General features: G+C 60.0%; 21 protein-coding genes and 1 pseudogene. 3 read left to right on the top strand and 19 right to left on the bottom strand.

Annotation, left to right across the window (positions count from 1 at the left end):
• Positions 1-24: 24 nt before the first annotated feature.
• The 14 genes from purF to leuC form a co-directional block, all read right to left on the bottom strand.
• Positions 25-1530, bottom strand: a complete 1506-nt coding sequence (gene purF / locus AACY11_RS10035; protein WP_339433418.1) for an amidophosphoribosyltransferase — start codon at positions 1528-1530, stop codon at positions 25-27.
• A 41-nt stretch (positions 1531-1571) separates the two neighbouring features.
• On the bottom strand, positions 1572-2132 hold the full coding sequence (locus tag AACY11_RS10030; protein ID WP_039771589.1) for a CvpA family protein: 561 nt from the start codon (positions 2130-2132) through the stop codon (positions 1572-1574).
• Between the two features lie 98 nt (positions 2133-2230).
• Positions 2231-2878 (bottom strand): SPOR domain-containing protein, encoded by a 648-nt coding sequence (locus tag AACY11_RS10025; RefSeq protein ID WP_339494590.1) that lies wholly within the window; start codon positions 2876-2878, stop codon positions 2231-2233.
• Positions 2862-4169: a bifunctional tetrahydrofolate synthase/dihydrofolate synthase gene (folC, locus tag AACY11_RS10020; protein WP_339465524.1), complete on the bottom strand. Its 1308-nt coding sequence runs from the start codon at positions 4167-4169 to the stop codon at positions 2862-2864. Before folC ends, AACY11_RS10025 begins: the two co-directional genes overlap by 17 nt.
• A complete protein-coding gene (gene accD / locus AACY11_RS10015) occupies positions 4166-5086 on the bottom strand; it encodes an acetyl-CoA carboxylase, carboxyltransferase subunit beta (RefSeq protein WP_339433421.1) in 921 nt (306 codons plus the stop codon). Before accD ends, folC begins: the two co-directional genes overlap by 4 nt.
• Positions 5087-5286: 200 nt before the next feature.
• Entirely contained in the window at positions 5287-5913 is a 627-nt protein-coding gene (locus AACY11_RS10010) for a phosphoribosylanthranilate isomerase (protein WP_339494589.1), read from the bottom strand.
• A 64-nt stretch (positions 5914-5977) separates the two neighbouring features.
• Positions 5978-6802 (bottom strand): tRNA pseudouridine(38-40) synthase TruA, encoded by an 825-nt coding sequence (truA, locus tag AACY11_RS10005; protein WP_339433468.1) that lies wholly within the window; start codon positions 6800-6802, stop codon positions 5978-5980.
• Between the two features lie 272 nt (positions 6803-7074).
• Positions 7075-9714 (bottom strand): FimV/HubP family polar landmark protein, encoded by a 2640-nt coding sequence (locus AACY11_RS10000; protein ID WP_339494588.1) that lies wholly within the window; start codon positions 9712-9714, stop codon positions 7075-7077.
• Positions 9715-9922: 208 nt separating this feature from the next.
• Positions 9923-10933, bottom strand: a complete 1011-nt coding sequence (locus AACY11_RS09995) for an aspartate-semialdehyde dehydrogenase (protein WP_339433424.1) — start codon at positions 10931-10933, stop codon at positions 9923-9925.
• 239 nt (positions 10934-11172) lie between these two features.
• Positions 11173-12285: an aspartate-semialdehyde dehydrogenase gene (asd, locus tag AACY11_RS09990; protein ID WP_339433425.1), complete on the bottom strand. Its 1113-nt coding sequence runs from the start codon at positions 12283-12285 to the stop codon at positions 11173-11175.
• 66 nt (positions 12286-12351) lie between these two features.
• The gene (gene leuB, locus AACY11_RS09985) at positions 12352-13434 is read right to left on the bottom strand and encodes a 3-isopropylmalate dehydrogenase (protein WP_064588354.1); all 1083 of its coding nucleotides are present in this window, start codon (positions 13432-13434) and stop codon (positions 12352-12354) included.
• A 54-nt stretch (positions 13435-13488) separates the two neighbouring features.
• Positions 13489-14256 (bottom strand): class I SAM-dependent methyltransferase, encoded by a 768-nt coding sequence (locus tag AACY11_RS09980; RefSeq protein ID WP_339465528.1) that lies wholly within the window; start codon positions 14254-14256, stop codon positions 13489-13491.
• A 155-nt stretch (positions 14257-14411) separates the two neighbouring features.
• A complete protein-coding gene (gene leuD, locus AACY11_RS09975; RefSeq protein ID WP_339433427.1) occupies positions 14412-15056 on the bottom strand; it encodes a 3-isopropylmalate dehydratase small subunit in 645 nt (214 codons plus the stop codon).
• Between the two features lie 10 nt (positions 15057-15066).
• A complete protein-coding gene (gene leuC, locus AACY11_RS09970; RefSeq protein WP_339465531.1) occupies positions 15067-16485 on the bottom strand; it encodes a 3-isopropylmalate dehydratase large subunit in 1419 nt (472 codons plus the stop codon).
• Between the two features lie 141 nt (positions 16486-16626).
• Here leuC and AACY11_RS09965 point away from each other — a divergent pair, with 141 nt between their 5' ends.
• The 3 genes and pseudogenes from AACY11_RS09965 to AACY11_RS09955 form a co-directional block, all read left to right on the top strand.
• Complete coding sequence (locus tag AACY11_RS09965) at positions 16627-17517, top strand: LysR family transcriptional regulator (protein WP_339494586.1); 891 nt, start codon at positions 16627-16629, stop codon at positions 17515-17517.
• A 68-nt stretch (positions 17518-17585) separates the two neighbouring features.
• Positions 17586-20864 carry a PAS domain S-box protein gene (locus AACY11_RS09960; RefSeq protein WP_339494585.1) on the top strand — a complete coding sequence of 1093 codons (3279 nt, stop codon included), beginning with the start codon at positions 17586-17588 and terminating at the stop codon, positions 20862-20864.
• A 94-nt stretch (positions 20865-20958) separates the two neighbouring features.
• Positions 20959-21285: pseudogene (locus AACY11_RS09955) on the top strand (Hsp70 family protein); the annotation flags it as partial.
• Between the two features lie 86 nt (positions 21286-21371).
• On the opposite strand, the gene AACY11_RS09950 reads toward AACY11_RS09955, so the two are convergent.
• From AACY11_RS09950 to AACY11_RS09930, 5 genes are all read right to left on the bottom strand, one after another.
• Positions 21372-21818, bottom strand: coding sequence for an Hsp20 family protein (locus tag AACY11_RS09950; protein WP_339433431.1), 447 nt, complete (start codon positions 21816-21818; stop codon positions 21372-21374).
• Between the two features lie 121 nt (positions 21819-21939).
• On the bottom strand, positions 21940-22899 hold the full coding sequence (locus AACY11_RS09945) for a tRNA dihydrouridine synthase (protein WP_339433432.1): 960 nt from the start codon (positions 22897-22899) through the stop codon (positions 21940-21942).
• A gap of 154 nt (positions 22900-23053) precedes the next feature.
• Positions 23054-23503 (bottom strand): acyl-CoA thioesterase, encoded by a 450-nt coding sequence (locus tag AACY11_RS09940; RefSeq protein ID WP_339433433.1) that lies wholly within the window; start codon positions 23501-23503, stop codon positions 23054-23056.
• A 47-nt stretch (positions 23504-23550) separates the two neighbouring features.
• On the bottom strand, positions 23551-24384 hold the full coding sequence (locus AACY11_RS09935) for an alpha/beta fold hydrolase (RefSeq protein WP_339494583.1): 834 nt from the start codon (positions 24382-24384) through the stop codon (positions 23551-23553).
• A 30-nt stretch (positions 24385-24414) separates the two neighbouring features.
• On the bottom strand, positions 24415-24954 hold the full coding sequence (locus AACY11_RS09930) for a TetR/AcrR family transcriptional regulator (protein WP_339433435.1): 540 nt from the start codon (positions 24952-24954) through the stop codon (positions 24415-24417).
• Between the last annotated feature and the right edge of the window lie 176 nt (positions 24955-25130).

Below are 25130 nucleotides of genomic sequence, written 5' to 3'. Positions count from 1 at the left end.
CGGCCCCTCAGGGCCGGTAGAAACTCAGTTGTTGTACAGATCGATGATCGCACTGACCGCTTGGGTCTTGACCTTCGAGGCATCGTTGCGTGCCTGTTCGATCTTGTCCAGATAAGCCTCGTCGACGTCGCCAGTGACGTACTTGCCGTCGAACACCGCGCAATCGAAGTTTTCGATCTTGATCTTGCCGCCGCCGACCGCTTCGATCAAGTCAGGCAAGTCCTGATAGATCAGCCAGTCAGCACCGATCAGATCAGCCACATCCTGAGTCGAACGGTTGTGAGCGATCAATTCATGAGCACTTGGCATGTCGATACCGTACACGTTCGGGAATCGCACTGCTGGAGCGGCCGAGCAGAAGTAGACGTTTTTCGCGCCGGCTTCGCGGGCCATCTGGATGATCTGCTTGCAAGTGGTGCCACGAACAATCGAGTCGTCGACCAGCATCACGTTCTTGCCGCGGAATTCCAGCTCAATGGCATTGAGCTTCTGGCGTACCGACTTCTTGCGGGCAGCCTGACCCGGCATGATGAAAGTACGACCGATGTAACGGTTCTTGACGAAACCTTCGCGGAACTTCACGCCCAGATGGTTAGCCAGCTCAAGCGCTGCAGTGCGACTGGTGTCGGGGATCGGGATAACCACATCGATGTCGTGCTCTGGACGCTCGCGCAGGATCTTCTCGGCGAGCTTCTCACCCATGCGCAGACGGGCCTTGTAAACCGACACACCATCAATGATCGAGTCCGGACGCGCCAGGTAGACGTGTTCGAAGATGCACGGAGTCAGGGACGGGTTGGTCGCGCACTGACGGGTGTGCAGCTTGCCGTCTTCAGTGATGTAGACCGCTTCGCCCGGTGCCAGGTCGCGAATCAGAGTGAATCCGAGCACGTCCAGGGAAACGCTTTCCGAGGCGATCATGTATTCGACGCCTTCGTCGGTGTGACGCTGGCCGAATACGATCGGGCGAATACCATGCGGGTCACGGAAACCGACAATGCCGTAACCGGTCACCATTGCCACGACGGCGTAACCGCCAACGCAACGGTTGTGCACGTCGGTGACAGCGGCAAACACGTCTTCTTCGGTCGGCTGAAGCTTGCCGCGCTGGGCCAGCTCGTGAGCGAAAACGTTCAACAGCACTTCCGAGTCGGAACTGGTGTTGACGTGACGCAGATCGGATTCGTAGATCTCTTTGGCCAACTGCTCAACGTTGGTCAGGTTGCCGTTATGCGCCAAGGTGATGCCGTAAGGCGAGTTGACGTAAAACGGCTGAGCTTCGGCCGAAGTCGAGCTGCCCGCAGTCGGGTAGCGAACATGACCGATACCCATATGGCCGACCAGGCGCTGCATGTGACGCTGATGAAACACGTCACGCACCAGACCATTATCCTTGCGCAAGAACAACCGGCCATCATGGCTGGTCACGATACCGGCAGCGTCCTGGCCGCGGTGCTGGAGCACGGTTAGCGCGTCATACAGCGCCTGATTGACGTTCGACTTACCGACGATACCGACGATGCCACACATGCGACGCAACCCCTACTTTATGGATCTGAACTGAACAACACTCACTGCGGCGTTTTGGCCGACGGCAAGAGCTGCTCCTTGAACGGAATATCAGCGGGTACGCTGATTCCGCTGGCAAGCCACTGACTGCTCCACCCGAGAATCAGGTTTTTGGACCAGTCGGCGACCAATAGAAACTTTGGCACGAGCTGTGATTCTTTCCACCACCCGTCCTGCTGTACCGGCCCCAGGCTCAACAGCCCGACCGCCACGACCACCAGCAACACGCCACGCGCAGCGCCGAAGGCCATGCCGAGGAATCGATCGGTCCCGGATAACCCGGTGACGCGAACCAACTCGCCGATAAGATAATTGATCATTGCGCCCACGATGAGTGTGGCGACAAACATGATGGCACAGCCCGCGATCACGCGGGCCGATGGGGTTTCGATGTATCCGGCGAGGTACTCGGACAGTGAGCCACCGAACATCCAGGCGACAGCTCCTGCGATGATCCAGGTCACCAGCGATAATGCTTCCTTGACGAAGCCGCGGCTCAAACTGATCAAAGCGGAGATGGCGATGATTGCAACGATCGCCCAGTCAACCCAGGTAAATGGCACAGTGCAGCCTACAGACGGATAAGGCGGCGCATTTTAGCAGAGCGCATGGCTGTCGGTAAGCTGCGATTGTCAGTGCTTTTCAATCAGCGTGATAGTTTTTAACCGCGCTCAGGCTGGAAGCGCACGACAAAACCCTTGAGGTTCTGCTGGCGACTCAACAAATCACGCAGACGATCGGCCTCAGCGCGCTCGATCAGAGGCCCGACGAACACCCGATTCTTGCCATCGGCAGAACGGATGTAGGCGTTGTACCCTTGGCTGCGCAGGGTTTTCTGCAGGCTTTCGGCATTGGCACGGCTCGACAGGCTAGCCAGTTGCACCGACCAGCTCACCGACAGACCATTGGCATCGACACGACTCTGCGTGGTGTCAGGCTTGGTCGGCGCTGCAGCAATAGGCTGAGAAGGCGCAGGAATCGGCTTGGCCACGGGTGCCGGAGTCGGCTTGGCGACTGGCACCGAAGCCACAGGTGCCGGTGAAATCGGCGCAGAAGGCGCCGATTGCTCGGCGACCTCTTCATCACTTGGCACAGGCTCTTGCGGCAAGTCTTGCGGCTCAGGCACGGCAACCGGCTCCAACTGCACTGGCGTCACGGCAGGCGCTTGCGGAGCAGCCGGCGCATCAACCGTGACCTGGCGCTGCTCATCCTGCCGGGAAAACAGCATCGGCAGGAAAATCACCGCCAGCGCCACCAACACCAGAGCGCCGACCATGCGCTGTTTGTACGCTTTATCCAGCAAAGCCATTTGCCGCTTCCTCCGTGGAGCGCCGGACCAGCCATTCAAGGGCCTCGGCGACACAATAAAATGATCCGAACAACAGAATCTCGTCGTCGCTTGTGGCCACAGCGCACTGCCCTTCCAGAGCGGCGGCGACACTATCGTATGACGTGACGGATGCGCCAAGGTTCTGCAATGCCGCATGTAATTCATTCACCGGGCGAGCACGTGGCGAATCGAGCGGCGCCACAGCCCAGTGCTCGACACTAGCATTCAATTCGCCGACAACACCCTCCAGATCCTTGTCCGCCAGCAAGCCGAATACCGCCAGACGTTTGCCAACCGGAGGCCGCGAAGCCAGGCGACGAGCCAGATACTCGGCCGCATGCGGATTGTGACCGACATCCAGCAACAGGTTCAGGCGCTTGCCGTTCCACTCGAACGGACGGCGATCCAGACGCCCAACCACACGCGTCGCCTGCAAGGCCGCCGCGATCTGCGGCGCATTCCACGGCAAACCGAGCAATAAATAAGCCTGCAACGCCAGCGCGGCGTTTTCCATCGGCAGATCGAGCAGTGGCAGATCGTGCAACTCGACAACACAGCCCTGCGCGTCAGTCCCGCGCCACTGCCAGTACCGATCAGTGATGCCCAGGTCGAAGTCACGCCCACGCAGGAAGAACGGGCACGCCAGTTCGCGAGCCTTGTCGAGTAGCGGTTGCGGAGGATTGAGGTCGCCACACAAGGCCGGCTTGCCCTGGCGGAAGATACCGGCCTTCTCGAAGGCCACAGACTCGCGTGTATCACCCAGATAGTCGGCGTGATCAACACCAATGCTGGTCACCAGTGCAATATCGGCGTCCACCACATTGACCGTATCCAGACGCCCGCCCAGACCGACCTCAAGCACCACAGCGTCAAGCCCGGCCCGCTGAAACAGCCAGAACGCCGCGAGGGTGCCCATTTCGAAGTAAGTCAGAGAAGTGTCGCCGCGCCCAGCCTCTACGGCAGCAAAAGCCTGGCACAACTGCGAATCAGTGGCTTCGACGCCATTGAGTTGCACCCGTTCGTTATAACGCAGCAGGTGCGGAGAATTGTAGACACCAACGCTCAGGCCCTGTGCCCGCAGCAAAGAAGCCACAAAAGCGCAGGTTGAACCCTTGCCGTTAGTGCCGGCAACCGTAATCACCCTGGGCGCCGGCTGGCCCAGCCCCATGCGGGACGCTACCTGTTGCGAACGCTCCAGCCCCATGTCGATGGCCGAGGGATGCAACTGCTCAAGGTAGGCGAGCCACTCGCCAAGGGTGCGCTCGGTCATAGGTTGGCAGGCACCGGCGGAACCACGATTGGCTCGATTGGCGCTGCGACGAACACCGGCGTCGGCTTGCCGGTCATTTGTGCCAGCAGGTTACCCAGACGTGGGCGCAGTTCCTGACGGTGGATGATCATGTCGATTGCACCGTGTTCCAGCAAGAACTCGCTACGCTGGAAGCCTTCCGGCAGTTTTTCGCGCACGGTCTGCTCGATAACGCGCGGGCCGGCGAAACCGATCAGGGCCTTCGGTTCGCCAACGATCACGTCGCCTAGCATGGCCAGACTGGCTGAAACGCCGCCGTAGACCGGATCGGTCAGCACGGAGATGAACGGGATGCCCTCTTCACGCAGACGCGCCAGCACAGCGGAAGTCTTGGCCATCTGCATCAGCGAGATCAGCGCTTCCTGCATACGCGCACCACCGGAGGCGGCGAAGCAGATCATCGGGCAACGATTTTCCAGCGCGTAGTTGGCAGCACGCACGAAACGCTCACCGACGATGGCGCCCATGGAACCGCCCATGAAGCTGAATTCAAACGCCGAAACCACCACCGGCATACCCAGCAGGGTGCCGCTTACGGAAATCAGTGCGTCTTTTTCACCGGTCTGCTTTTGAGCAGCGGTCAGGCGATCCTTGTACTTCTTGCCGTCGCGGAATTTAAGACGGTCAACCGGCTCCAGATCGGCGCCCAGTTCATTGCGACCTTCGGCATCGAGGAAGATGTCGATGCGCGCCCGTGCGCCGATGCGCATGTGGTGGTTGCACTTGGGGCAAACGTCCAGGGTCTTTTCCAGCTCCGGACGGTACAGCACAGCCTCGCAGGACGGGCATTTGTGCCACAGACCTTCAGGCACCGAGCTCTTCTTGACCTCCGAGCGCATGATCGAAGGGATCAGTTTGTCTACTAACCAGTTGCTCATGCTTTCTTTCTCCAGTACCGGCGGCCCGAACGCTCTGGTTCGCAGCCCCGCGTATGCCCTTCAGCTAAATTCATGTGTGTGGCGATGATTGGTGGGGCGCCGGGCCAGCAAAACTGACCTTCGTACAACCCAAAAACCCTCAGCCTCGCCTGCTTTGTGCAAGTGCATTGATGGACGGCGGCAGACTGCCAGCCGTCACATCAATATGGCGCTTTGCGTACAGCGTTGATGAACGCCCGAATCTTTGCATGATCCTTGATGCCTTTGCTCGCTTCTACCCCACCGCTGACGTCCACCGCGTAAGGCCGAACCCGCGCCACGGCGTCTGCAATGTTCTCGGGGGTCAGCCCGCCCGCCAGAATCAGCGGCTTGCTCAACCCCCGAGGAATCAATGACCAGTCGAACGCCTCGCCGGTTCCACCGGGCACCCCCTCGACATAGGTGTCGAGCAGCACGCCGCTGGCGGTCGGATAGGCGTTGCAGGCGCCAGCAATGTCGTCACCGGCCTTGACCCGCAATGCCTTGATGTAAGGACGATGCCAGCTTTCGCACTCATGCGCCGGTTCATCACCATGGAACTGCAACAGATCCAGCGGCACGGCATCGAGGATTTCCCCCAGCTCGCAGCGACTGGCGTTGACGAACAGGCCCACCGTGGTCACAAATGGCGGCAATGACTTGATGATCGCCCGCACCTGCTGCACGGTCACCGCGCGCGGGCTCTTGGCGTAGAACACGAATCCGATCGCATCCGCCCCGGCCTCAACAGCAGCCAACGCGTCTTCCATGCGGGTAATCCCGCAAATCTTGCTGCGAACGGCTGACATGTCGATAAAAACTCCGAGGCAAATCCGGGAAAGTCCCGGATGGTAACAAAAGCGTTCGAGGGCGTCAGCCGTCAAGTTCCGAGAAACCCGTCAGGAAGTGTGGCCCGATAAAACGCTCGGGCAACGGGAACTCATCGTGGTACTCGACCTGCACCAGATACAGACCATACGGATGCGCCGTCACACCACCGGAACGACGTTCGCGGCTTTCCAGCACTTCCTTCATCCATTCAACCGGGCGCTCGCCCGCGCCGATGGTCATCAGCACGCCAGCGATGTTGCGCACCATGTGGTGCAGGAAAGCATTGGCGCGGATATCGAGCACGATCATCTTGCCGTGACGGGTCACGCGCAGGTGATGCATCTTCTTGATTGGCGACTTGGCCTGGCACTGACCGGCACGAAACGCGCTGAAATCATGGGTGCCGATCAGGTATTGCGCGGCCTCGGCCATGCGTTCGACATCCAGCGGACGGTGATTCCAGGTGATTTCTTCGTTGAGATGCGCCGGACGGATCTGATCGTTGTAGATCACATAGCGATAACGCCGGGCGATGGCTTTGAACCGCGCATGAAAGTGCGCCGGCATCACCTTGGCCCAACTGACACTGATGTCGTGGGGCAGGTTAATGTTGGCGCCCATCACCCAGGCTTTGAGCGAGCGATCGACTTGAGTGTCGAAATGCACCACCTGTCCACAGGCATGTACGCCCGCGTCGGTACGCCCGGCGCACTGTAGCGAAACCGGCGAGTTGGCGACTTTCGACAAAGCTTTTTCGAGGGCTTCCTGCACTGTAGCCACACCGGTGGACTGACGCTGCCAGCCACTGTAGCGCGAGCCTTTGTATTCAACGCCCAGCGCGATGCGGTAAAAGCCGTCGGGCGCCATTTCGGCGACCGGGTTATCTATGTTTGCCAAGGTGGGACAGCCTGCTGTTTTTGCAAAGGCGGGCATTATAAGGCTGTAAACCGGGGATGCCAGTGAGTTCTCTGCCGACCGGCCCAGCCTCTTCGCAAGCAAGCCCGCACACCATTGAAATGCATTCCAACGCTGGGAGCAGGCTCGCTCGCGAAGACGGCCAATCAAGCACCGCCGAATCCAACCCAAACAAAAACGGCAGCCTCAATGGGCTGCCGCTTTGTTTACCGCTAATGGCTGAATCAAACCAGGTTCGACAGCATTTCCCTGGCTTCGCCGCGCTGCTTCTCGTCACCCTCGGTCAACACCTCGTTGAGAATGTCACGGGCGCCGTCGCTGTCGCCCATATCGATGTAGGCCTGGGCCAGATCAAGCTTGGTCGCCGCCTCGTCGGTGCCGGCGAGGAAATCGAAATCGTCTTCGCCCAGATCCCCACCCAGCGCCGCATCAGCTTCGGTGAACGTTGGCTCGGCAATGCTCTGCGACAGACGATCCAGCTCGGCATTGACGTCATCGAGTTCGGCAGCGAACGCATCCGGTTCAGCGGCTGGATTGCTATCCATCTCGTCAGACAGCGACAGATCGAAATCGGCTGGCAGCTCCAGATCATCCTGCGGCACGTCAGCAACGACCGGCGGCTCGACCGGCGGCAGGTCCTTCACTCCTTCATCAAGATCCAGCAGGAAGTCGTCATCGGCCAATGCGGCCGTGGACGGGGCTGGCTCGGCACCAAGATCCAGATCCAGATCGAAATCCGACAGGTCATCCAGGTTCTCTTTGATGTCGGTCTGCTGTTGCAGCACCGATTCAAAACTCAGGTCGTCGTCTGACGGGAATTCGTCGAGTTCAACGGGCGCTTGCGGCTCAACGACGGGTGCAGGCGCCACCGGGGTAATGTTGTCGAGGTCATCCAGACTCAGGTCAAACGTGCTGTCCAGATCATCTTCCACAGATGCCGGTGCGGGCTCTTGCGGCTCATCCAGCAGCAAGTCCTTGACGTATTGTGCATCCAGTTCGGCGGCGACAGCGGCAGCCGCCAGACCAGCCGTAACCGCTACCGCCATGGCCGGGAAGCGACTTTTCAGTTCTTCGACCTTGGCGAAGTTGTCGCCATTGGCCACCAATTGACGCTCCTGCCCCACGAACGCATCGCGGTCGCCCTGCTGACCGTAGACTTCCATCAACTTCAGACGCAGGTCACTGCGCTGCGGCTCGAGGCTGACGCCCTCTTCCAGCAACGCAGCAGCCTGGTTCAGGCGACCGGCACTGATGTGCGACTGCGCCTTGTCCAACACATCGTCAGAACGCTCGGCTGCCGGCGCAACCAGTGGCGCGGCAATAGGTTCGGCCATCACGATAGGCGCCACTACTGGCGCTGGAGTTGGCGCTGGAGCCGGCGTATTGAGTTTGACGCTCGCAGCAGGCACTTCCAGACCTTCGAAGCTGCTTTCCGGCAGATCCTGCTCGGCGGAGAAGTCTTGTTCATCGGCCAGAGCGCGGGCCATGCGCACATGCTTATCGGCTTCTTGCTGGGCTTTGCGGCGACGGGCCAACAACAGCAGCAAGAGCAGCAGAACGACGGCACCACCACCAACCAGGCCCAGCAGGACCGGATTGGTCAGCAGTTCGTTGAATGTCTTCTCGTCATCGACAGCCGGTTTCGGCTCGACAATTGGAGTCTCAGTCGGCGTATCAACCGGCGGCGCAATAGCCGATTCCGGGGTCGGAGAGGCCGATGCAGCTTCTGCAGGCGTAGCAGCCAACTCGGCGGTGATGGCCGGCACCGGTGCAACAGCAGGATTCACGGCTGGCGCAGCGCCAGGCCCTTCGGCCTGCATTTTCGCCAGTTGATTGTTCTTCAGCTCGATCAGGCGTTGCAGCTTGTCCAGTTGGCTTTGCAGATCGGCCATGCGGCTTTTCAGTTCCTCATTGTCACGACGAGTCGTGTCGAGGCTTTCCTGAGTGACCGCAAGCTTATCGCTCAAGGCCTTGGCATCGCCTGCCGGGCCTTTACCGCGCGCCTTCGCGCTTTCGGCCGAAACCAGGCTCAGCTTGTCTTCGGCATTCGGCGCAATACCGGTATTGGCGCGACCACGCTTGGTCGCATCAAGCTGTTGCTGGCCGGTGCCAGGCTTGGCCACATAGCGACGCCCCTGACGCCAGGCTTCGTTCTGCGCTGCAACTTCAGCGATGGCCCTGGACTGCGGCAGCGCAGTGCTTTGCACCGAGTCCGGCAAGCGCAGCACCTGACCGGTTTTCAGCAGGTTAATGTTGCCGCCAATGAACGCGTCCGGGTTAAGCGCCTGAATCGCCAGCATGGTCTGCTGCACCGAACCACCGTTGCGCGCCTTTGCCGCGATTTCCCACAAGGTATCGCGTGGCGTCGTGGTGTACTGGGCAGGATGCGTTGCGCCAGTGGTCGGCGCGGTGATGGTTTGCGACGGCGCCGGTTGCGTGGCGGCGTCAGCGGTCTGCGGCGAGAACTTCGACGGATCGAGCAACACGCTGTAATCGCGCAGCAGACGGCCATTGGGCCACATCACCTGCACGAGGAATTTGACCATCGGCTCCGACAACGGCTTGCTCGACGTCACGCGCAGTACGCTTTTGCCGCTGGCGTTGAGCACCGGGGTGAAGGTCAGATCGTTTAGAAAGGCCTGACGATCGACGCCGGCCTTGGCGAAATCTTCAGGGGAAGCCAGGCTCGGCACCACTTCGGCCGCGGTGAGATCCTTGACGTCGAGCAACTCGATCTCGGCCATCAGCGGCTGGTTCAGGGTCGACTTCAGGGTCAGCTCCCCGAGCCCGAGGGCATGCGCCATACCGGAGGACAGCGCCGAGGCGGCCGCTATTGCTAACACCAGTTTGCGAACTTGAACCATAGCCTCATCCTTTGTTTGAACGTTCCTCGGCCAGCGAGAAGATGTTGATTGCCGCTGCCGTAAGGCATTGCGCGCGACGACGACAGATGCCGCGCGCGATCATTTCATTGATGCCCCGGAAGGTCCCGGAGGGTGACACGTCGTCAAGCGCTTCGGGCAAGCATAGCGCTCACCTAGAATCGGTCGACAAATTGTTGCCAAGTATCTTTTACAGCAGGTCTTTTATCAACAATTCAGCCACCTGCACAGCGTTAAGGGCTGCACCTTTGCGTACGTTATCTGACGTCAGCCACAGATTAAGTTCCGCCGGGTCGTCGACACCACTGCGCACGCGACCGACATAGACAACGTCCTGCCCTACCGCATCACCGACTGCTGTCGGGTAATCACCGGCTTCAACCAGCTCGATTCCCGGCGCATCTTCGAGTGCAGCGTTGATTTTTTCCAGGTCGACAGCCTTTGCTGACTGCAAGGTCACGCTAAGGCTATCGCCAAAAAACACCGGGGCTTGAACGCAAGTTGCGGAAATCTTTAATAAAGGCTGGGCCAGCACCTGACGCAACTCGCGCACCAGACGTTTTTCCAGCAGCGTATGGCCCGCTGCGTCAGGCGTGCCGACCTGAGCCAGCAGATTGAACGCCATCTGCCGGTCAAAGAACGTGGGCTCCAGCGGACGCATGTTCAGCAGTTCGGCAGTCTGTCGCGCCAACTCGCTGACCGCTTCGCGCCCCTGGGCGGAAACGGCCAGATTGGCGGTGACATTCACGTATTGCAGGTCGATCAGATCACGCAGCGGCGCCAGCACCACGGCGAGCGTGGTAGCCGACGGACTCGGGCTGCTGACCTGAAACGGCGCTTTCAAACCGGCAAGCACATCGGCGTTGGCTTCCGGCACCACTTGCGGCGCTTGCTCGGCCGACAAGGCGCCGGACAGGTCGATCAGCGAGCAACCGGCGGCATGGGCGCGAGCGGCGTAGCTCAGGGTGATGGCCGGGCCGGCGGCGAAGAACACCAGTTTGACCTTGCTGAAATCGAACTCATCGACTTCGCGCACGCGCACATTCTTGTTACGGAACAGCACAGAGCTGCCGGCAGACTCGCTGCTGGCCAGCAGGTGCAGGTTGCCGACCGGGAAGTCGCGCTCTTCGAGAATCTGTACGAGGGTTTCGCCGACAGTACCGGTGGCGCCGATCACGGCAATATCTAGGGTCTGGGTCATGGTGCGGCCTCTGGCGAAACGGGGGGAGCGGCACTTTACCGGGTGACCGCCATGCAGGCAATTTCTGCGGGATTTGTGGTGGCCGTCCGGATGCCTTCGCGAGCAAGCCCCCACACACTTGAAATGCATTCCCATGTGGGGCTTGCTCGCGAAAAGGCCGGCACAGTCACCCGAAAAAATTCAGGCATAAAAAACCCGCACCTCTCACAAGGGGCGGGCTCTTTCATGGCTTCAAGCGATCAACGCTCCAGCAGGATCCGCAGCATGCGACGCAGCGGTTCAGCCGCGCCCCACAGCAGTTGGTCGCCGACGGTGAAGGCGCCGAGGAACTGCGAACCCATGTTCAATTTGCGCAGACGACCGACCGGAACATTCAGGGTGCCAGTGACCTTGGTCGGGCTCAGCTCCTGCATGCTGATCTCGCGCTGGTTTGGTACCAGTTTGACCCAAGGGTTGTGCTGGCTGATAAGCCCTTCGATGTCGGCGATCGGCACGTCTTTGTTCAGCTTGATGGTCAGCGCCTGGCTGTGGCAACGCATGGCGCCGATGCGCACGCAGATGCCATCGACCGGAATCGGGCTCTTGAAGCGACCCAGAATCTTGTTGGTCTCGGCCTGGGCCTTCCATTCTTCACGGCTCTGGCCGTTCGGCAGTTCCTTGTCGATCCACGGGATCAGGCTGCCGGCCAGCGGTACGCCGAAGTTCTCGGTCGGGTACGCGTCGCTGCGCATGGCTTCGGCCACACGACGGTCGATGTCGAGAATCGCGCTCGCCGGGTCGGCCAGTTGATCGGCGACAGCGGCGTGGGTCGCGCCCATCTGCTTGATCAGCTCACGCATGTTCTGCGCACCGGCACCAGAAGCGGCCTGATAGGTCATGGCGCTCATCCACTCGACCAGACCCGCCTCAAACAGACCGCCCAGCCCCATGAGCATCAGGCTGACGGTGCAGTTGCCGCCGACGTAGTTCTTGGTGCCTGCATCCAGTTGCTGGTCGATGACCTTGCGGTTGACCGGATCGAGAATGATGACCGCGTCATCGTTCATGCGCAGGCTGGAAGCCGCGTCGATCCAGTAGCCCTGCCAGCCGGCTTCGCGCAGCTTCGGGAACACTTCGCTGGTGTAGTCGCCGCCCTGGCAGGTCAGAATCACGTCGAGGGTCTTCAGCTCATCAATGCTGTAAGCATCCTTGAGCGGAGCAATGTCCTTGCCCACAGACGGGCCTTGGCCACCGACATTGGACGTGGTGAAAAACACCGGCTCGATTAGATCGAAATCCTGCTCTTCCAGCATCCGCTGCATGAGCACGGAACCGACCATCCCGCGCCAACCGATCAGACCTACACGTTTCATCGCAACTACACCTTTTTGAAAAGTGGGCCGCTGCTTTGTATTGAATTTCGCAGCGGGCCCGAGAGATTACAGATTCCGCAGCGCGGCGACTACTGCGTCACCCATTTCCTGCGTACCGACTTTGGTGCAACCGGCCGAATAGATGTCACCGGTGCGAAGACCTTGATCCAGCACCACGCTGACGGCTTTTTCGATGGCATCGGCCGCGTCGTGCAGATTGAAGCTGTAACGCAGCATCATCGATACCGACAGAATGGTCGCCAAGGGGTTGGCGATGCCTTTGCCTGCGATGTCCGGCGCCGAGCCGTGGCAAGGCTCGTACATGCCCTTGTTGTTGGAGTCCAGCGAAGCGGACGGCAACATGCCGATGGAGCCGGTGAGCATCGACGCTTCGTCGGACAGAATGTCGCCAAACAGGTTGTCGGTCACGATCACGTCGAACTGCTTCGGTGCGCGCACCAGTTGCATGGCGGCGTTGTCGACGTACATGTGGCTCAGCTCGACCTCTGGGTAATCCTTGGCCACCTGCTCGACCACTTCACGCCACAGTTGGCTGGACGCCAGCACGTTGGCCTTGTCCACCGAGCACAGCTTCTTGCCGCGCACCATGGCCATGTCGAAACCGACACGGGCGATGCGGCGGATTTCGCTTTCGCTGTACGGCAGGGTGTCGTAGGCCTGACGCTCGCCGTTTTCAAGCGTGCGGGTGCCACGAGGCGCGCCGAAGTAGATGCCGCCGGTCAGCTCACGGACGATCAGGATGTCCAGACCGGCAACGATTTCCGGCTTCAGGCTCGACGCGTCGGCCAACTGCGGGTAGAGAATCGCCGGACGCAGGTTGCCGAACAGGCCCAGTTGCGCACGGATTTTCAGCAGGCCGCGCTCAGGGCGGATGTCGCGCTCGATGGTGTCCCATTTCGGGCCGCCCACGGCGCCCAGCAGCACGGCGTCGGCAGCACGGGCACGGTCGAGGGTTTCGTCGGCCAGCGGCACGCCGTGTTTGTCGATGGCGGCGCCACCGATCACGTCATGGCTCAGCTCGAAACCCAGGCTGTACTTGTCGTTGGCAAGCGTAAGAACCTTGACCGCTTCGGCCATGATTTCCGGACCAATACCATCACCTGGGAGAATCAGAATCTGCTTGCTCATGCTTTCCTCGTGTCTTCAATCGGTGCGCCATTACCGGCACGCCCGGATAAATTCTTATCGCTCGGCCATCAGCACGATGACATCTGTACTGAACGAACCATCGGCCGCAATCTCGAAATAGTCGCGCACTTCGTTACCCATCGACTGCTGCAACTGACGGATCGCCGCGCGCATCACTTCGGGTGTACGCATGCGCTCCACCCAACTGCTGTACTCCAGCCGCAAACGCTGCCGCGTGGTGCTGCGGGTATGCAGCCCGGCTTCGCTGACATGCCGCAACCACTGGCCGGCGCAATAATCGCGCACATGACTGGTGTCGCGCAGCACTTCGACGCTTTGCAGGTAAGTGTCGAACAACGGGCTACCCGGCGACAACACATCAACGAACGCCGCCACGCCGCCGGGCTTGAGCACCCGACGCACTTCGCGCAGAGCCACACCCAGATCGCTCCAGTGATGCGCCGAATAACGGCTGAACACAAAGTCGAACTCGCCATCGGCAAACGGCAATCGCTCGGCGGCGCCGTTGACGGTGGCAATGTTACTCAGGCCGCGATCAACGGCAGCGGCTGCGACCACGTCGAGCATTTGCTGCGACAGATCGTAAGCGACCACGTCCTTGACCCGCGGTGCGACGTGAAAACTCACATGACCGGCGCCACACCCCAAGTCCAGTACTCGGGCTTCGCCCTGCCCGACCAGTTCAGCCTGTAGCAGCGCAAATTCGGTGCCTTGCGCGTGAACGGCGCTGCTCAGGTAGGCGGCGGCCTGCTCACCGAATTGCTTTTGTACGACCTGAGTGTGCTGGGCAGTGCTGGTCATGGGGACTTCCTTTTGGTTTTAGCCTTGTATTGCCTGGACTGCCGCCTTCGGGAGCAAGCCCCCTCCCACCCTGGATTTGTGGCCTATACAACAACCCTGTGGGAGGGGGCTTGCTCCCGAAGAGGCTGGCCCTGACTGCATCAATCTCGAATCAATCACGCGTCGCGAAACAACCACGGCTGGCTGACCCGATGCTTGGCCTCAAACGTCGCAATCGCATCGCCGTCCTGCAAGGTCAGACCGATATCGTCCAGACCGTTCAACAGGCAGTGCTTGCGGAACGCATCGATTTCAAAGTTGTAAACCTTTCCATCCGGACGGGTCACGGTTTGCGCGTGCAGATCGACCTGCAATTGATAACCCGGCTCGGCCTCGACCTGTTTGAACAGTTCGTCGACTTCAGCGTCACTCAAGATGATCGGCAGCAAACCGTTCTTGAAGCTGTTGTTGAAGAAGATGTCGGCGTAACTCGGCGCGATGATGCTGCGAAAACCGTATTCTTCCAGCGCCCACGGCGCGTGCTCACGGCTGGAGCCGCAACCGAAGTTCTCGCGGGCCAGCAACACGCTGGCGCCTTGATAACGCTCGGCGTTGAGGACGAATTCCTTGTTCAGAGGGCGCTTGGAGTTGTCCTGATACGGTTGACCCACATCCAGGTAACGCCACTCGTCGAACAGGTTAGGGCCGAAACCGGTGCGTTTGATCGATTTCAAGAACTGCTTCGGAATGATCTGGTCGGTGTCGACGTTGGCACGATCCAAAGGCGCGACAAGACCTGTGTGCTGGGTGAAAGCTTTCATGCTGCGCTCCTTAAATCAATTCACGAACGTCGATGAAACGACCGTTCACCGCCGCCGCTGCGGCCATGGCCGGGCTGACGAGGTGGGTACGGCCACCGGCGCCTTGACGGCCCTCGAAGTTACGGTTGGACGTCGAGGCGCAATGTTCGCCGGACTCCAATCGGTCCGGGTTCATTGCCAGGCACATCGAGCAACCCGGCTCACGCCATTCAAAACCGGCGTCGAGGAAAATCTTGTCCAGACCTTCGGATTCAGCTTGCGCCTTCACCAGACCCGAGCCCGGCACCACAATCGCTTGCTTGATGGTCGAAGCGACTTTACGGCCCTTGGCGATGACTGCCGCAGCGCGCAAATCCTCGATCCGCGAGTTGGTGCAGGAACCAATGAACACGCGATCCAGTTGAATGTCGGTGATCGCCTGATTGGCGGTCAAGCCCATGTATTTCAAGGCGCGGACGATCGAGTCGCGCTTGACCAGATCCATCTCTTTGGCCGGGTCAGGGACGTTCTGATCAACGGCCAGGACCATTTCCGGCGAAGTGCCCCAACTGACTTGCGGCTTGATCTGCGCAGCGTCGAGTTCAACCACAGTGTCGAACCTGGCATCGACGTCGGAAACCAGATCCTTCCAGGCCTCGACGGCCATGTCCCATTCGGCGCCTTTCGGTGCAAAAGGACGGCCCTTCACGTAATCAACGGTCTTCTGGTCCGCTGCCACCAGACCCACGCGGGCGCCGGCTTCGATGGACATGTTGCAGATGGTCATGCGGCCTTCGACGGACAAGTCGCGGATCGCGCTGCCGGCAAATTCGATGGCATGGCCGTTACCGCCGGCGGTGCCGATCTTGCCGATCACGGCAAGGACGATGTCCTTGGCGGTCACGCCGAACGGCAATTGGCCTTCAACGCGCACCAGCATGTTTTTCATTTTCTTGGCGACCAGGCACTGGGTGGCGAGCACATGCTCGACCTCGGAAGTGCCGATGCCGTGAGCCAATGCGCCAAATGCGCCATGGGTCGAGGTGTGCGAGTCACCGCACACAACCGTCATGCCCGGCAAGGTCGCGCCCTGCTCCGGGCTGATCACATGGACGATGCCCTGGCGGACGTCATTCATCTTGAACTCGACGATGCCGTACTCATCACAGTTGTCATCGAGGGTCTGAACCTGCAAACGCGAGACCTGGTCGGCGATGGCTTCGATGCCGCCCTTGCGCTCCGGAGTCGTCGGTACGTTGTGGTCCGGGGTGGCGATATTGGCATCGATACGCCATGGCTTGCGCCCGGCCAGACGCAGGCCTTCAAAGGCTTGCGGCGAGGTCACTTCGTGAATGATGTGACGATCGATGTAAATCAGCGCCGAGCCATCGTCGCGCTGCTTGACCAAATGCGAATCCCAGAGCTTGTCGTAGAGCGTTTTGCCGGCCATCAGACGGTTCCTCATCAGCTTGTTTCTATGCCTTGGGCTTATCAATAACCCTTTGGCTTGTGAGGCCGATCCTATGGGGTTACATTAAATAACTCAAATTCATATTTTTTATGCTTTGGATAACCAACTGGAATACAACCAATGGATCTGGCCAACCTCAACGCTTTTATCGCGATTGCCGAGACTGGCAGCTTCTCCGGCGCCGGTGAACGCCTGCACCTGACACAACCGGCCATCAGCAAACGCATTGCCGGGCTGGAACAGCAATTGAAGGTGCGCCTGTTCGATCGACTGGGCCGTGAAGTCGGCCTGACCGAGGCCGGTCGCGCCCTGCTGCCACGGGCTTATCAGATCCTCAACGTGCTGGACGACACCCGCCGCGCCCTGACCAACCTGACCGGCGAAGTCAGCGGCCGCCTGACCCTGGCCACCAGTCACCACATTGGCCTGCACCGCCTGCCCCCCTTATTAAGAGAGTTCACCCGCCGCTACCCACAGGTCGCGCTGGATATTCAGTTCCTCGATTCGGAAGTGGCCTACGAGGAAATTCTCCATGGGCGTGCAGAACTGGCGGTCATCACCCTGGCGCCGGAGCCTCATTCGTTGGTCAAAGCCACACCTGTCTGGGACGATCCGCTGGATTTTGTCGTCGCTCCGGAACACTCGCTGATCAGTAATGGCCCCGTCACTCTTGAGGACATCGCCCGTCATCCGGCCGTATTCCCCGGCGGAAATACCTTCACACACCATATTGTGCAGCGCTTATTCGAGGCCCAAGGGTTGGCGCCGAACATCGCCATGAGCACCAACTATCTGGAAACCATCAAGATGATGGTTTCCATCGGCCTTGCCTGGAGCGTTTTGCCGCGCACCATGCTCGATGAGCAGGTGGCAAGCATCGCATTGCCGGGCATACAACTCAGCCGCCGGCTAGGCTATATCGTGCACACCGAACGGACGCTATCGAATGCGGCAAGAGCATTTATGGCCTTATTGGACGCACAAATCGATCTGCCAGGGACTCTGGGCTAACTTGTGCTACTCCTATAGAGCCGCTGTCCCTGTGCCTAACGCCACCATCCGCTCAAGGCCTGTTAACGATGCCGAAGTCTGTTGACCGAATTCCGCCGATGCCGCGCATTCAAGCCATTGACCCGCGCTACTCCGAGCAGAGCTGGGAGAGCGCGCCGCAATTACTGGCCGCGCTCAATGGCGCAAGGCTCGGCGCCTGGTACTGGGACATCGAACGCGGGCAGATCAGCTGGTCGCGGGGGACTCAGGCGTTGTTCGGTTTCGATCCGCGCAAGCCACTGCCGGAAGACCTCGAATACCTTGACCTGTTGCCACCGGAAGACCGGGCAAAAACCGTTCGCGCCTTCCACGCAGTGATCGCCGGAGCGCCGCTGGAACAGGCGATGCATCACCGCATCCGCTGGCCCGATGGCAGCCTGCATTGGCTGGAGGTCAGCGGAAGTCTGCTCCCGGACAAAAACGGCCGCCCCCGAATGATCGGGGTGATTCGCGAAATCACCCACCAGCGGCAACGCGAACAGGCCCTGAGCAGCTCGGAAAAACGTTTCGCCACGCTGTTTCACCTGTGTCCGAACATGGTTTTACTGACCCGCCAGGAAGACGGCCTGATCAGCGAAGCCAACCAGTATTTCGAAAGCCTGTTCGGCTGGCCGGTGCAGAGCGCGATTGGCCGCACCACGCTGGAACTGGGCCTGTGGGTGCATCCGGAGGAACGGGCCGAACTGGTGAAGAAAACCAAGGCCAAGGGCGAACTGATCAGCATGGAAGTGCAGTTTCGCGCCAGCAATGGTCAGGTTCATGACGGCATTCTCAGCGCGCAGAAAGTCGAACTCGAAGGCCAGCCGTATCTGCTGAGCACCTTCCTGGACACCACCGAACGCAAAGCCGCCGAACACGCGCTGAAGGACAGCCAGGAACGCCTCGACCTGGCGCTGGACTCGGCACAACTCGGCACCTGGGACTGGCACATCCCCAGCGGCATGCTCTACGGCTCGGCACGAGCCGCGCAATTGCACGGCCTGGAGCCGAAACCGTTTCATGAATCGTTCGACGAGTTTTTCGAAGGCGTGCCCGGCGAAGAACGCGACAGCATGCGCGATGCCTACCGCAGCCTGCGCGAAGGCCCGGCGGGCAATTATCAGCTGACTTATCGCGTACAGCTCCCGGACGGGAGTTCACGCTACCTGGAAAGCCGCGCCCGCCTCTATCGCGACGAAAACGGCGCCCCGCTGCGCATGGCCGGCACGTTGCTGGACATCACCGACCAGGTCGAGCGCGAGCAACGACTGGTCGCGTCGGAAGAGAAATTCGCCACGCTGTTTCAGGTCAGCCCCGATCCGATCTGCGTTACGCGCCAGGACAGCGGCGAGTTCATCGAGATCAATTCAAGCTTCAGCCAAACATTCGGCTGGAGCGCCGTTGATATCATTGGCCACTCCGCCGAAGAGATCGGCCTGTGGGATGCCTCGGCGAAAAGCCTGCAACGTATCGAACGGGTGATCCGCGAACAAGGCCTGAGCAATGTGGCGATCATCGTCCAGCACAAGGATGGCCAATCGCTGACCTGCGTGATTTCCAGTCGCCAGATCAGCGTTGGCAATCAACCGTGCATCGTCACCACGCTGCGCGACATCACCCAGCAGCAACGTTCGGAAGCGGCGCTCAAAGCCAGCGAAGAGAAGTTTGCCAAGGCATTTCACTCCAGCCCCGACGCGATCACCATTACCGAGCGCGATACCGGGCGCTATCTGGAGGTCAACGACGGTTTCTGTCGCCTCACCGGTTATCGCGCCGATGAAGTCGTGGGCAAAACCGCCTATCAGGTGGGCATCTGGGCCGAAGAAAAACAGCGCTCGGCGTTGCTTGCCGAATTACAGATCAAGGGCCGCGTACATCATCAGGAAATGCTCGGGCGCAACAAGCGCGGGGAATTGCTGACGGTAGAAGTCTCGGTCGAACCGATCACCCTGAATGAAACAGCGTGCCTGCTGCTCACCGCTCGGGACGTCAGCCTGCTGAAAAACGCTGAAGCACAAATCCGCCACCTGGCTTACCACGATCCGCTGACCAACCTGCCCAATCGTGCCCTGCTGATGGATCGCCTGAGCCAGCAGATCGCCCTGCTCAAACGCCATAATTTGCGTGGCGCATTGCTGTTTCTCGATCTGGATCACTTCAAGCACATCAACGATTCGCTCGGCCACCCGGTCGGCGACACGGTACTGAAAATCATCACCGCCCGCCTTGAAGCGAGCGTACGCATGGAAGACACGGTCGCCCGTCTGGGCGGCGATGAGTTCGTGGTATTGCTCAGCGGTTTGGAAGGCTCGCGCAATGAAGTCAGCACGCAAGTGCGCGAACTGGCCGACACGCTCCGTGAACTGCTATCGGAGCCCATGTTTCTCGACGGCCAGCGCTTGCAGGTCACGCCAAGCATTGGCGTGGCGCTGATTCCGGACCACGGCTCGACCCCGACCGACCTGCTCAAGCGCGCCGACATTGCCCTGTACCGGGCCAAGGATTCCGGGCGCAACACCACGCAGATGTATCACCACACCATGCAGAAAGCCGCCAGCGAACGACTGCGCATGGAGACCGACTTGCGCCTGGCCTTGTCTCGCGGCGAATTCAACGTGCATTTTCAGCCGCAGATCGACGCTCGGGACAACCGCATCATCGGCGCCGAAGCACTGGTACGCTGGAATCACCCGGCTCTCGGCGCACAGTCGCCCGCCGAGTTCATCAAAGTGCTGGAGGATAGCGGCCTGATTCTGGAAGTCGGGACGTGGATCCTCGACGAAGCCTGCGAGGCATTCAAAACGTTGATCGCCCTGAAACTGGTTGATCCGCTTAACTTCAGTCTGTGCGTCAACATCAGCCCCCGGCAGTTCCGGCAGAACGACTTCGTCGAGCGCATTGAACACAGCATGACCAGCCACAGCCTGCCCTGCTCGCTGCTGAAACTGGAAATCACCGAAGGCATCGTCATCCAGAACCTGGAAGACACCATCAACAAAATGCGCCGCTTGAAAAAACTCGGCGTGAGCTTCGCCATGGACGATTTCGGCACCGGTTACTCGTCGCTGACTTACCTCAAGCGTTTACCGGTGGATACGCTGAAAATTGACCAGTCGTTCATCCGCGATGCGACCACCGACCCAAACGACGCCGAGATCATCCGCGCCATCGTCGCCATGGCCCGCAGCCTGCAATTGGAAGTGATTGCCGAAGGCGTGGAAACCCCGGAACAATTGGCCTTTCTGCAAGGCCTGGGCTGTCACTTGTATCAGGGTTATTTACACAGTCGACCATTGCCGCTGGAAGAACTGAAAAAGCTGCTGTCCTGATGTTCGCAGACGCGCAGCTTGCAACAGAACGGCAATTGCCAGTGCTGACAGCAACCTGTAGGGTCGCGGTTTTTGCGCCGTTTCGAGATCTGTCATGCAGGATGCAACCCTCCCCCGCCCGGCCCTGCTGGGCATCGACCTTGGCACCACCAACAGCTTGATCGCCGTCTGGCAGGACGGTCAGGCCCGGTTGATTCCCAACGCCTTGGGTGATGTGCTGACGCCCTCGGTGGTCAGCCTCGATGAAGACGACACGATTCTGGTGGGCAACGCCGCCCGCGCGCGCCTGACCACGCACCCTGATCGCACCGCCGCAGCATTCAAACGTTTCATGGGCAGCGATAAACAAGTCCAGCTCGGTGTTCGTCAGTTCAGCCCGGAAGAGTTGTCGGCGCTGGTACTCGGCTCACTCAAGCAGGACGCATGCGCACAAAAAAGGCCCCGACGTATCGGGGCCTTCGTTCAACGGCTCAGCGCCTGTTCAGACAATGTGTGTGCGCAAGTGAATCAGTGCTGCAGAGCCGGCTTTTGCGTCCCGTTGATCGGGATGCGCTTGGCCTTCGCCTCTTCCGGAATCACCCGCAGCAGGTCGATGCTCAGCAGACCGTTACTCAGATCAGCAGCCTTGATCTCGATGTGATCGGCCAGGCGGAAGGACAGTTTGAAAGCACGCTGGGCAATGCCCTGATGCAGAAAGGTCACGCCTTCGTTGGCGTCACGTTTGCCGCCGCTGACGGTCAGCACACCCTTCTCGACTTGCAGTTCCAGGTCTTCTTCCTGGAAACCGGCTGCCGCTACGACGATGCGGTATTGGTCATCACCGTGTTTTTCCACGTTGTAAGGTGGATAGGTGCTGCCTGGCTCGTTGCGCAGGGCGGTTTCGAACAGGTCGTTGAAACGGTCGAAGCCTACCGAGGAACGGAACAGCGGTGCGAGGGAAAATGCAGTGCTCATGGTTCAAATCTCCTGAAAACAATCAGCAAGGTTTTATGTCTGCGCGACCCGAATTCGGCATCGCGTACCCCTTAGATAGGGACCACTGATTTGATTTCAAGAGATTATTTTCAGTTTTTTTTCAGGCCACTTCAGCGACCGGCAGACCCAGCAAGCGCGAGACATGATCCGGTTCCGTCTCACGGCGCAGGACGGTGAACAGCTCAGTGGCTTCGGGATAATTGCGTGTCAGCATGGCCAGCCATTGCTTCAGACGGCCCGGGGATTGGCGCGCAGTCATCTGCGCTTTGGCTTGCAGCCAGAAATCCTGAATCAATGGCATCAGCTCGGCCCAGGTCATCTCGACCACTTCCTCACCAGCACGTGCAGCGGCGATCTGCCTGGCCAGATCCGGGCGCGAAACCAGGCCGCGACCGAGCATGATGTCTTCCACGCCGCTGATTTCACGGCAACGGCGCCAGTCTTCGACGCTCCAGATATCGCCGTTGGCGAATACCGGCACCTTGACCACGTCCTGCACGCGAGGAATCCACTCCCAATGCGCCGGCGGTTTGTAGCCATCCATTTTGGTTCGGGCGTGAACCACGATGTGTTCGGCGCCGCCTTCAGCCAACGCCGTGGCGCAGACCAGCGAGCCGTCCGGGCTGTCGAAGCCCAGACGCATTTTTGCGGTGACAGGGATGTGCGCAGGCACGGCGCGACGCACGTGCTCGACGATCTGGTTGAGCAGCTCAGGCTCCTTGAGCAGCACCGCCCCACCACGGGATTTGTTGACAGTCTTGGCCGGACAACCGAAGTTGAGGTCGATCACTTCGGAGCCGAGTTCGCAGGCCAGTGCAGCGTTCTCCGCCAGGCACACCGGGTCGGAACCCAACAACTGGACGCGCAAAGGCACTCCGGACGCCGTGCGCGCACCGTTGAGCAGCTCCGGGCCGAACTTGTGGAAATAGGCCGGGGTGAGCAACTGATCGTTGACCCGAATGAATTCGGTCACGCACCAGTCGATACCGCCAACGCGGGTCAGCACGTCACGAAGGATGTCGTCGACCAACCCCTCCATGGGCGCCAGAGCAATTTGCATGGAAAAAACACTACTCAGAGGAAAAACGTGCGGCAGTTTACTGGATTACGAGAAAAACCGCAGATCCCTTGTGGGAGCGGGCTTGCTCGCGAAGGCAGTGTGTCAGTCGATAAACGTGCTGGCTGACACGACGCCTTCGCGAGCAAGCCCACATTTAGATTTTCGCTAACTCTGACGACTGGATCGCCGGGCCATACCCCTCGATGAACTCCGCCGGCATGCGCTTGGGTTTGCCGGTGGACAGTTCGATGCAGACGAACGTGGTTTGGGCGCGCAACAGAGTGGTGTTGTCGCTCGGGCGGATCAGCTGGAAATGCCGGGTCATTTTCAGGCGCTGATCCCAATCGACAATCCAGGTCGCCAATTGCAGTTCGTCGCCCTCATAGGCGGCTGCCAGATAATCGATCTCGTGACGCACCACCGCCATCGCCCGGTCGAGCCGCCGATACTCGACCAGATCCAGCCCCAGACGCTGCGAGTGGCGCCAGGCGCAGCGTTCGAGCCAGGTCACGTAGACCGCGTTGTTTGCGTGGCCCAGCCCGTCGATGTCCTCGGCGCCTACTTGCAGATCAATGGTAAACGGCGTTGCTCGATCCCAGCCCATGCCCCACTCCCGGTCAGATGATTCAACCGGGGCAGTGTAACGGATGCTCAGGCCGATTGCCGTGCCTGAAGGCTGCGGCCGGCCAACAGTGATAACACGCCATCAATCACCCGAGGGTCGGCCAGCACGCGCTGATGACCACCGCTTTCGAGGCGCAGAAGACGACTGTCAAACCAGGCTTCGTGGATCCATTGAGACTCTTTGACCGAGACAAAATTGTCATCTTCGGCATGCACGATCAGACCGGGCATATCCAACTGATAATGGGCGACATCCAGCGTGGCGGCGCGCATACCGACATCCTGCTCGACCTGGCGGATAAATGCCGAACGCGCTCTGGGCGGCATACCAACACAACGGGCGAACCCGCGCAGCACACCCAGGATTCGGGCGGGAGCAGCGATGCTGACAAGGGTTTCGGTGCGCAAGCCCAGTTGCACGGCAAGCATCGCGCTGGCGCCACCCATGGAGTGGCCAATAACGGCTTGCAGTGGCGGCAGTTCGGCAGCCGCTTCGAGCATGGCGCGAGCGAACAGCACGACATTGGCTTCACGCCCTGGCGATCTGCCGTGAGCCGGGCCATCGAGTGCGACGACCGTGTAACCGGCTTCGACCAGCGCGGTGATCAGCGCGGCGAATTGGGTTGGCCGCCCTTCCCAGCCATGCATCAGCAAAACGGTCGGGCCTTGGCCCCAGCGCAGGGCTGACAGACCGAAGCGCAACGTGATGCGTTCGGAATTGGCCAGCAGCGGCAACTCCCAATCCCGCAGGGGCAGCGACCGCGGCGTCATGAACGCCAGGCGCATTTTGCTCGCCACGCGTTTCGGTGCAATCCAGCCCAAGGTGCCATTAACGCCACGAACCCACTTCAACGTGTTCATCGCTCTCTCCTCAGGCGTGTTGCCTTCAGGTCAACGCACCGCCGACTTGGCGGCGCGCAGCAATCGATCGGATAAATCTCCCGGGCCGAGCGCTCTTGCGAGTGCCAGCCCACCCACCATCAAGGCCACGTCGGCCAGGGCTTTGTCGGTGTCCTCAGGGCTGGACGCCAACTGCGCAATCATCAATTCCAGGTGTTCGTTGAGCGCGATGCGGAACGACTCCGGCAAACGCCCCAGCTCACCGATCGAGGCCGGGATCGGACAGGCTGCATCGCTGGAGTCGCGGTGCTTGCGCGACAGGTAAAACGTAGCGACCAGTGCGCGACGTTCTTCACCGGTCAGCTCGGTGTCCATGTCGGCAATCAAGTCGCGGCGGCGACCGAGCAATTGCTTGAACGCCTCCAGCATCATCGCGTCCTTGCTTTCGAAGTGCGCATAGAAGCCGCCGACGGTCAGCCCGGCTGCGCCCATCACTTCGCCTACGCTTGGGTCCGCCGGGCCGCGCTGGATCAGCGCGGCACTGGCAGCCTTGAGGATGCGTTCGCGGGTCTGAGCTTTTTTATCGTTCATCGTTGCCTCCGAATATTACGACCAGAATATTATTCTCATAATAATATTCTGCAAGTCGAGGATATGACCGCTGGTCTGAAGCACAGTGTAAGGAAAAAGGAGAATTGGCCAAACGCCAGACAAACAAAAGGGCCATTCAATAATTGAATGACCCTTATAAATCCCGCAGAGCGGGT

This window comes from Pseudomonas sp. RA_105y_Pfl2_P56 (assembly GCF_963970845.1).
In the GTDB taxonomy this organism is placed as follows: Bacteria; Pseudomonadota; Gammaproteobacteria; order Pseudomonadales; family Pseudomonadaceae; genus Aquipseudomonas; species Aquipseudomonas baetica_A.
Note: the sequence above shows the minus strand (reverse complement) of the source record. Positions and strands in the feature narration are given on the sequence as shown.

What these genes read in the sequence shown, in the direction of transcription:
- purF (WP_339433418.1), bottom strand. Translation starts at nt 1,530, where the DNA reads ATGTGTGGCATCGTCGGTATCGTCGGTAAGTCGAACGTCAATCAGGCG.
- AACY11_RS10025 (WP_339494590.1), bottom strand. Translation starts at nt 2,878, where the DNA reads ATGGCTTTGCTGGATAAAGCGTACAAACAGCGCATGGTCGGCGCTCTG.
- folC (WP_339465524.1), bottom strand. Translation starts at nt 4,169, where the DNA reads ATGACCGAGCGCACCCTTGGCGAGTGGCTCGCCTACCTTGAGCAGTTG.
- accD (WP_339433421.1), bottom strand. Translation starts at nt 5,086, where the DNA reads ATGAGCAACTGGTTAGTAGACAAACTGATCCCTTCGATCATGCGCTCG.
- AACY11_RS10010 (WP_339494589.1), bottom strand. Translation starts at nt 5,913, where the DNA reads ATGTCAGCCGTTCGCAGCAAGATTTGCGGGATTACCCGCATGGAAGAC.
- truA (WP_339433468.1), bottom strand. Translation starts at nt 6,802, where the DNA reads ATGGCGCCCGACGGCTTTTACCGCATCGCGCTGGGCGTTGAATACAAA.
- AACY11_RS10000 (WP_339494588.1), bottom strand. Translation starts at nt 9,714, where the DNA reads ATGGTTCAAGTTCGCAAACTGGTGTTAGCAATAGCGGCCGCCTCGGCG.
- AACY11_RS09995 (WP_339433424.1), bottom strand. Translation starts at nt 10,933, where the DNA reads ATGACCCAGACCCTAGATATTGCCGTGATCGGCGCCACCGGTACTGTC.
- asd (WP_339433425.1), bottom strand. Translation starts at nt 12,285, where the DNA reads ATGAAACGTGTAGGTCTGATCGGTTGGCGCGGGATGGTCGGTTCCGTG.
- leuB (WP_064588354.1), bottom strand. Translation starts at nt 13,434, where the DNA reads ATGAGCAAGCAGATTCTGATTCTCCCAGGTGATGGTATTGGTCCGGAA.
- AACY11_RS09980 (WP_339465528.1), bottom strand. Translation starts at nt 14,256, where the DNA reads ATGACCAGCACTGCCCAGCACACTCAGGTCGTACAAAAGCAATTCGGT.
- leuD (WP_339433427.1), bottom strand. Translation starts at nt 15,056, where the DNA reads ATGAAAGCTTTCACCCAGCACACAGGTCTTGTCGCGCCTTTGGATCGT.
- leuC (WP_339465531.1), bottom strand. Translation starts at nt 16,485, where the DNA reads ATGGCCGGCAAAACGCTCTACGACAAGCTCTGGGATTCGCATTTGGTC.
- AACY11_RS09965 (WP_339494586.1), top strand. Translation starts at nt 16,627, where the DNA reads ATGGATCTGGCCAACCTCAACGCTTTTATCGCGATTGCCGAGACTGGC.
- AACY11_RS09960 (WP_339494585.1), top strand. Translation starts at nt 17,586, where the DNA reads ATGCCGAAGTCTGTTGACCGAATTCCGCCGATGCCGCGCATTCAAGCC.
- AACY11_RS09950 (WP_339433431.1), bottom strand. Translation starts at nt 21,818, where the DNA reads ATGAGCACTGCATTTTCCCTCGCACCGCTGTTCCGTTCCTCGGTAGGC.
- AACY11_RS09945 (WP_339433432.1), bottom strand. Translation starts at nt 22,899, where the DNA reads ATGCAAATTGCTCTGGCGCCCATGGAGGGGTTGGTCGACGACATCCTT.
- AACY11_RS09940 (WP_339433433.1), bottom strand. Translation starts at nt 23,503, where the DNA reads ATGGGCTGGGATCGAGCAACGCCGTTTACCATTGATCTGCAAGTAGGC.
- AACY11_RS09935 (WP_339494583.1), bottom strand. Translation starts at nt 24,384, where the DNA reads ATGAACACGTTGAAGTGGGTTCGTGGCGTTAATGGCACCTTGGGCTGG.
- AACY11_RS09930 (WP_339433435.1), bottom strand. Translation starts at nt 24,954, where the DNA reads ATGAACGATAAAAAAGCTCAGACCCGCGAACGCATCCTCAAGGCTGCC.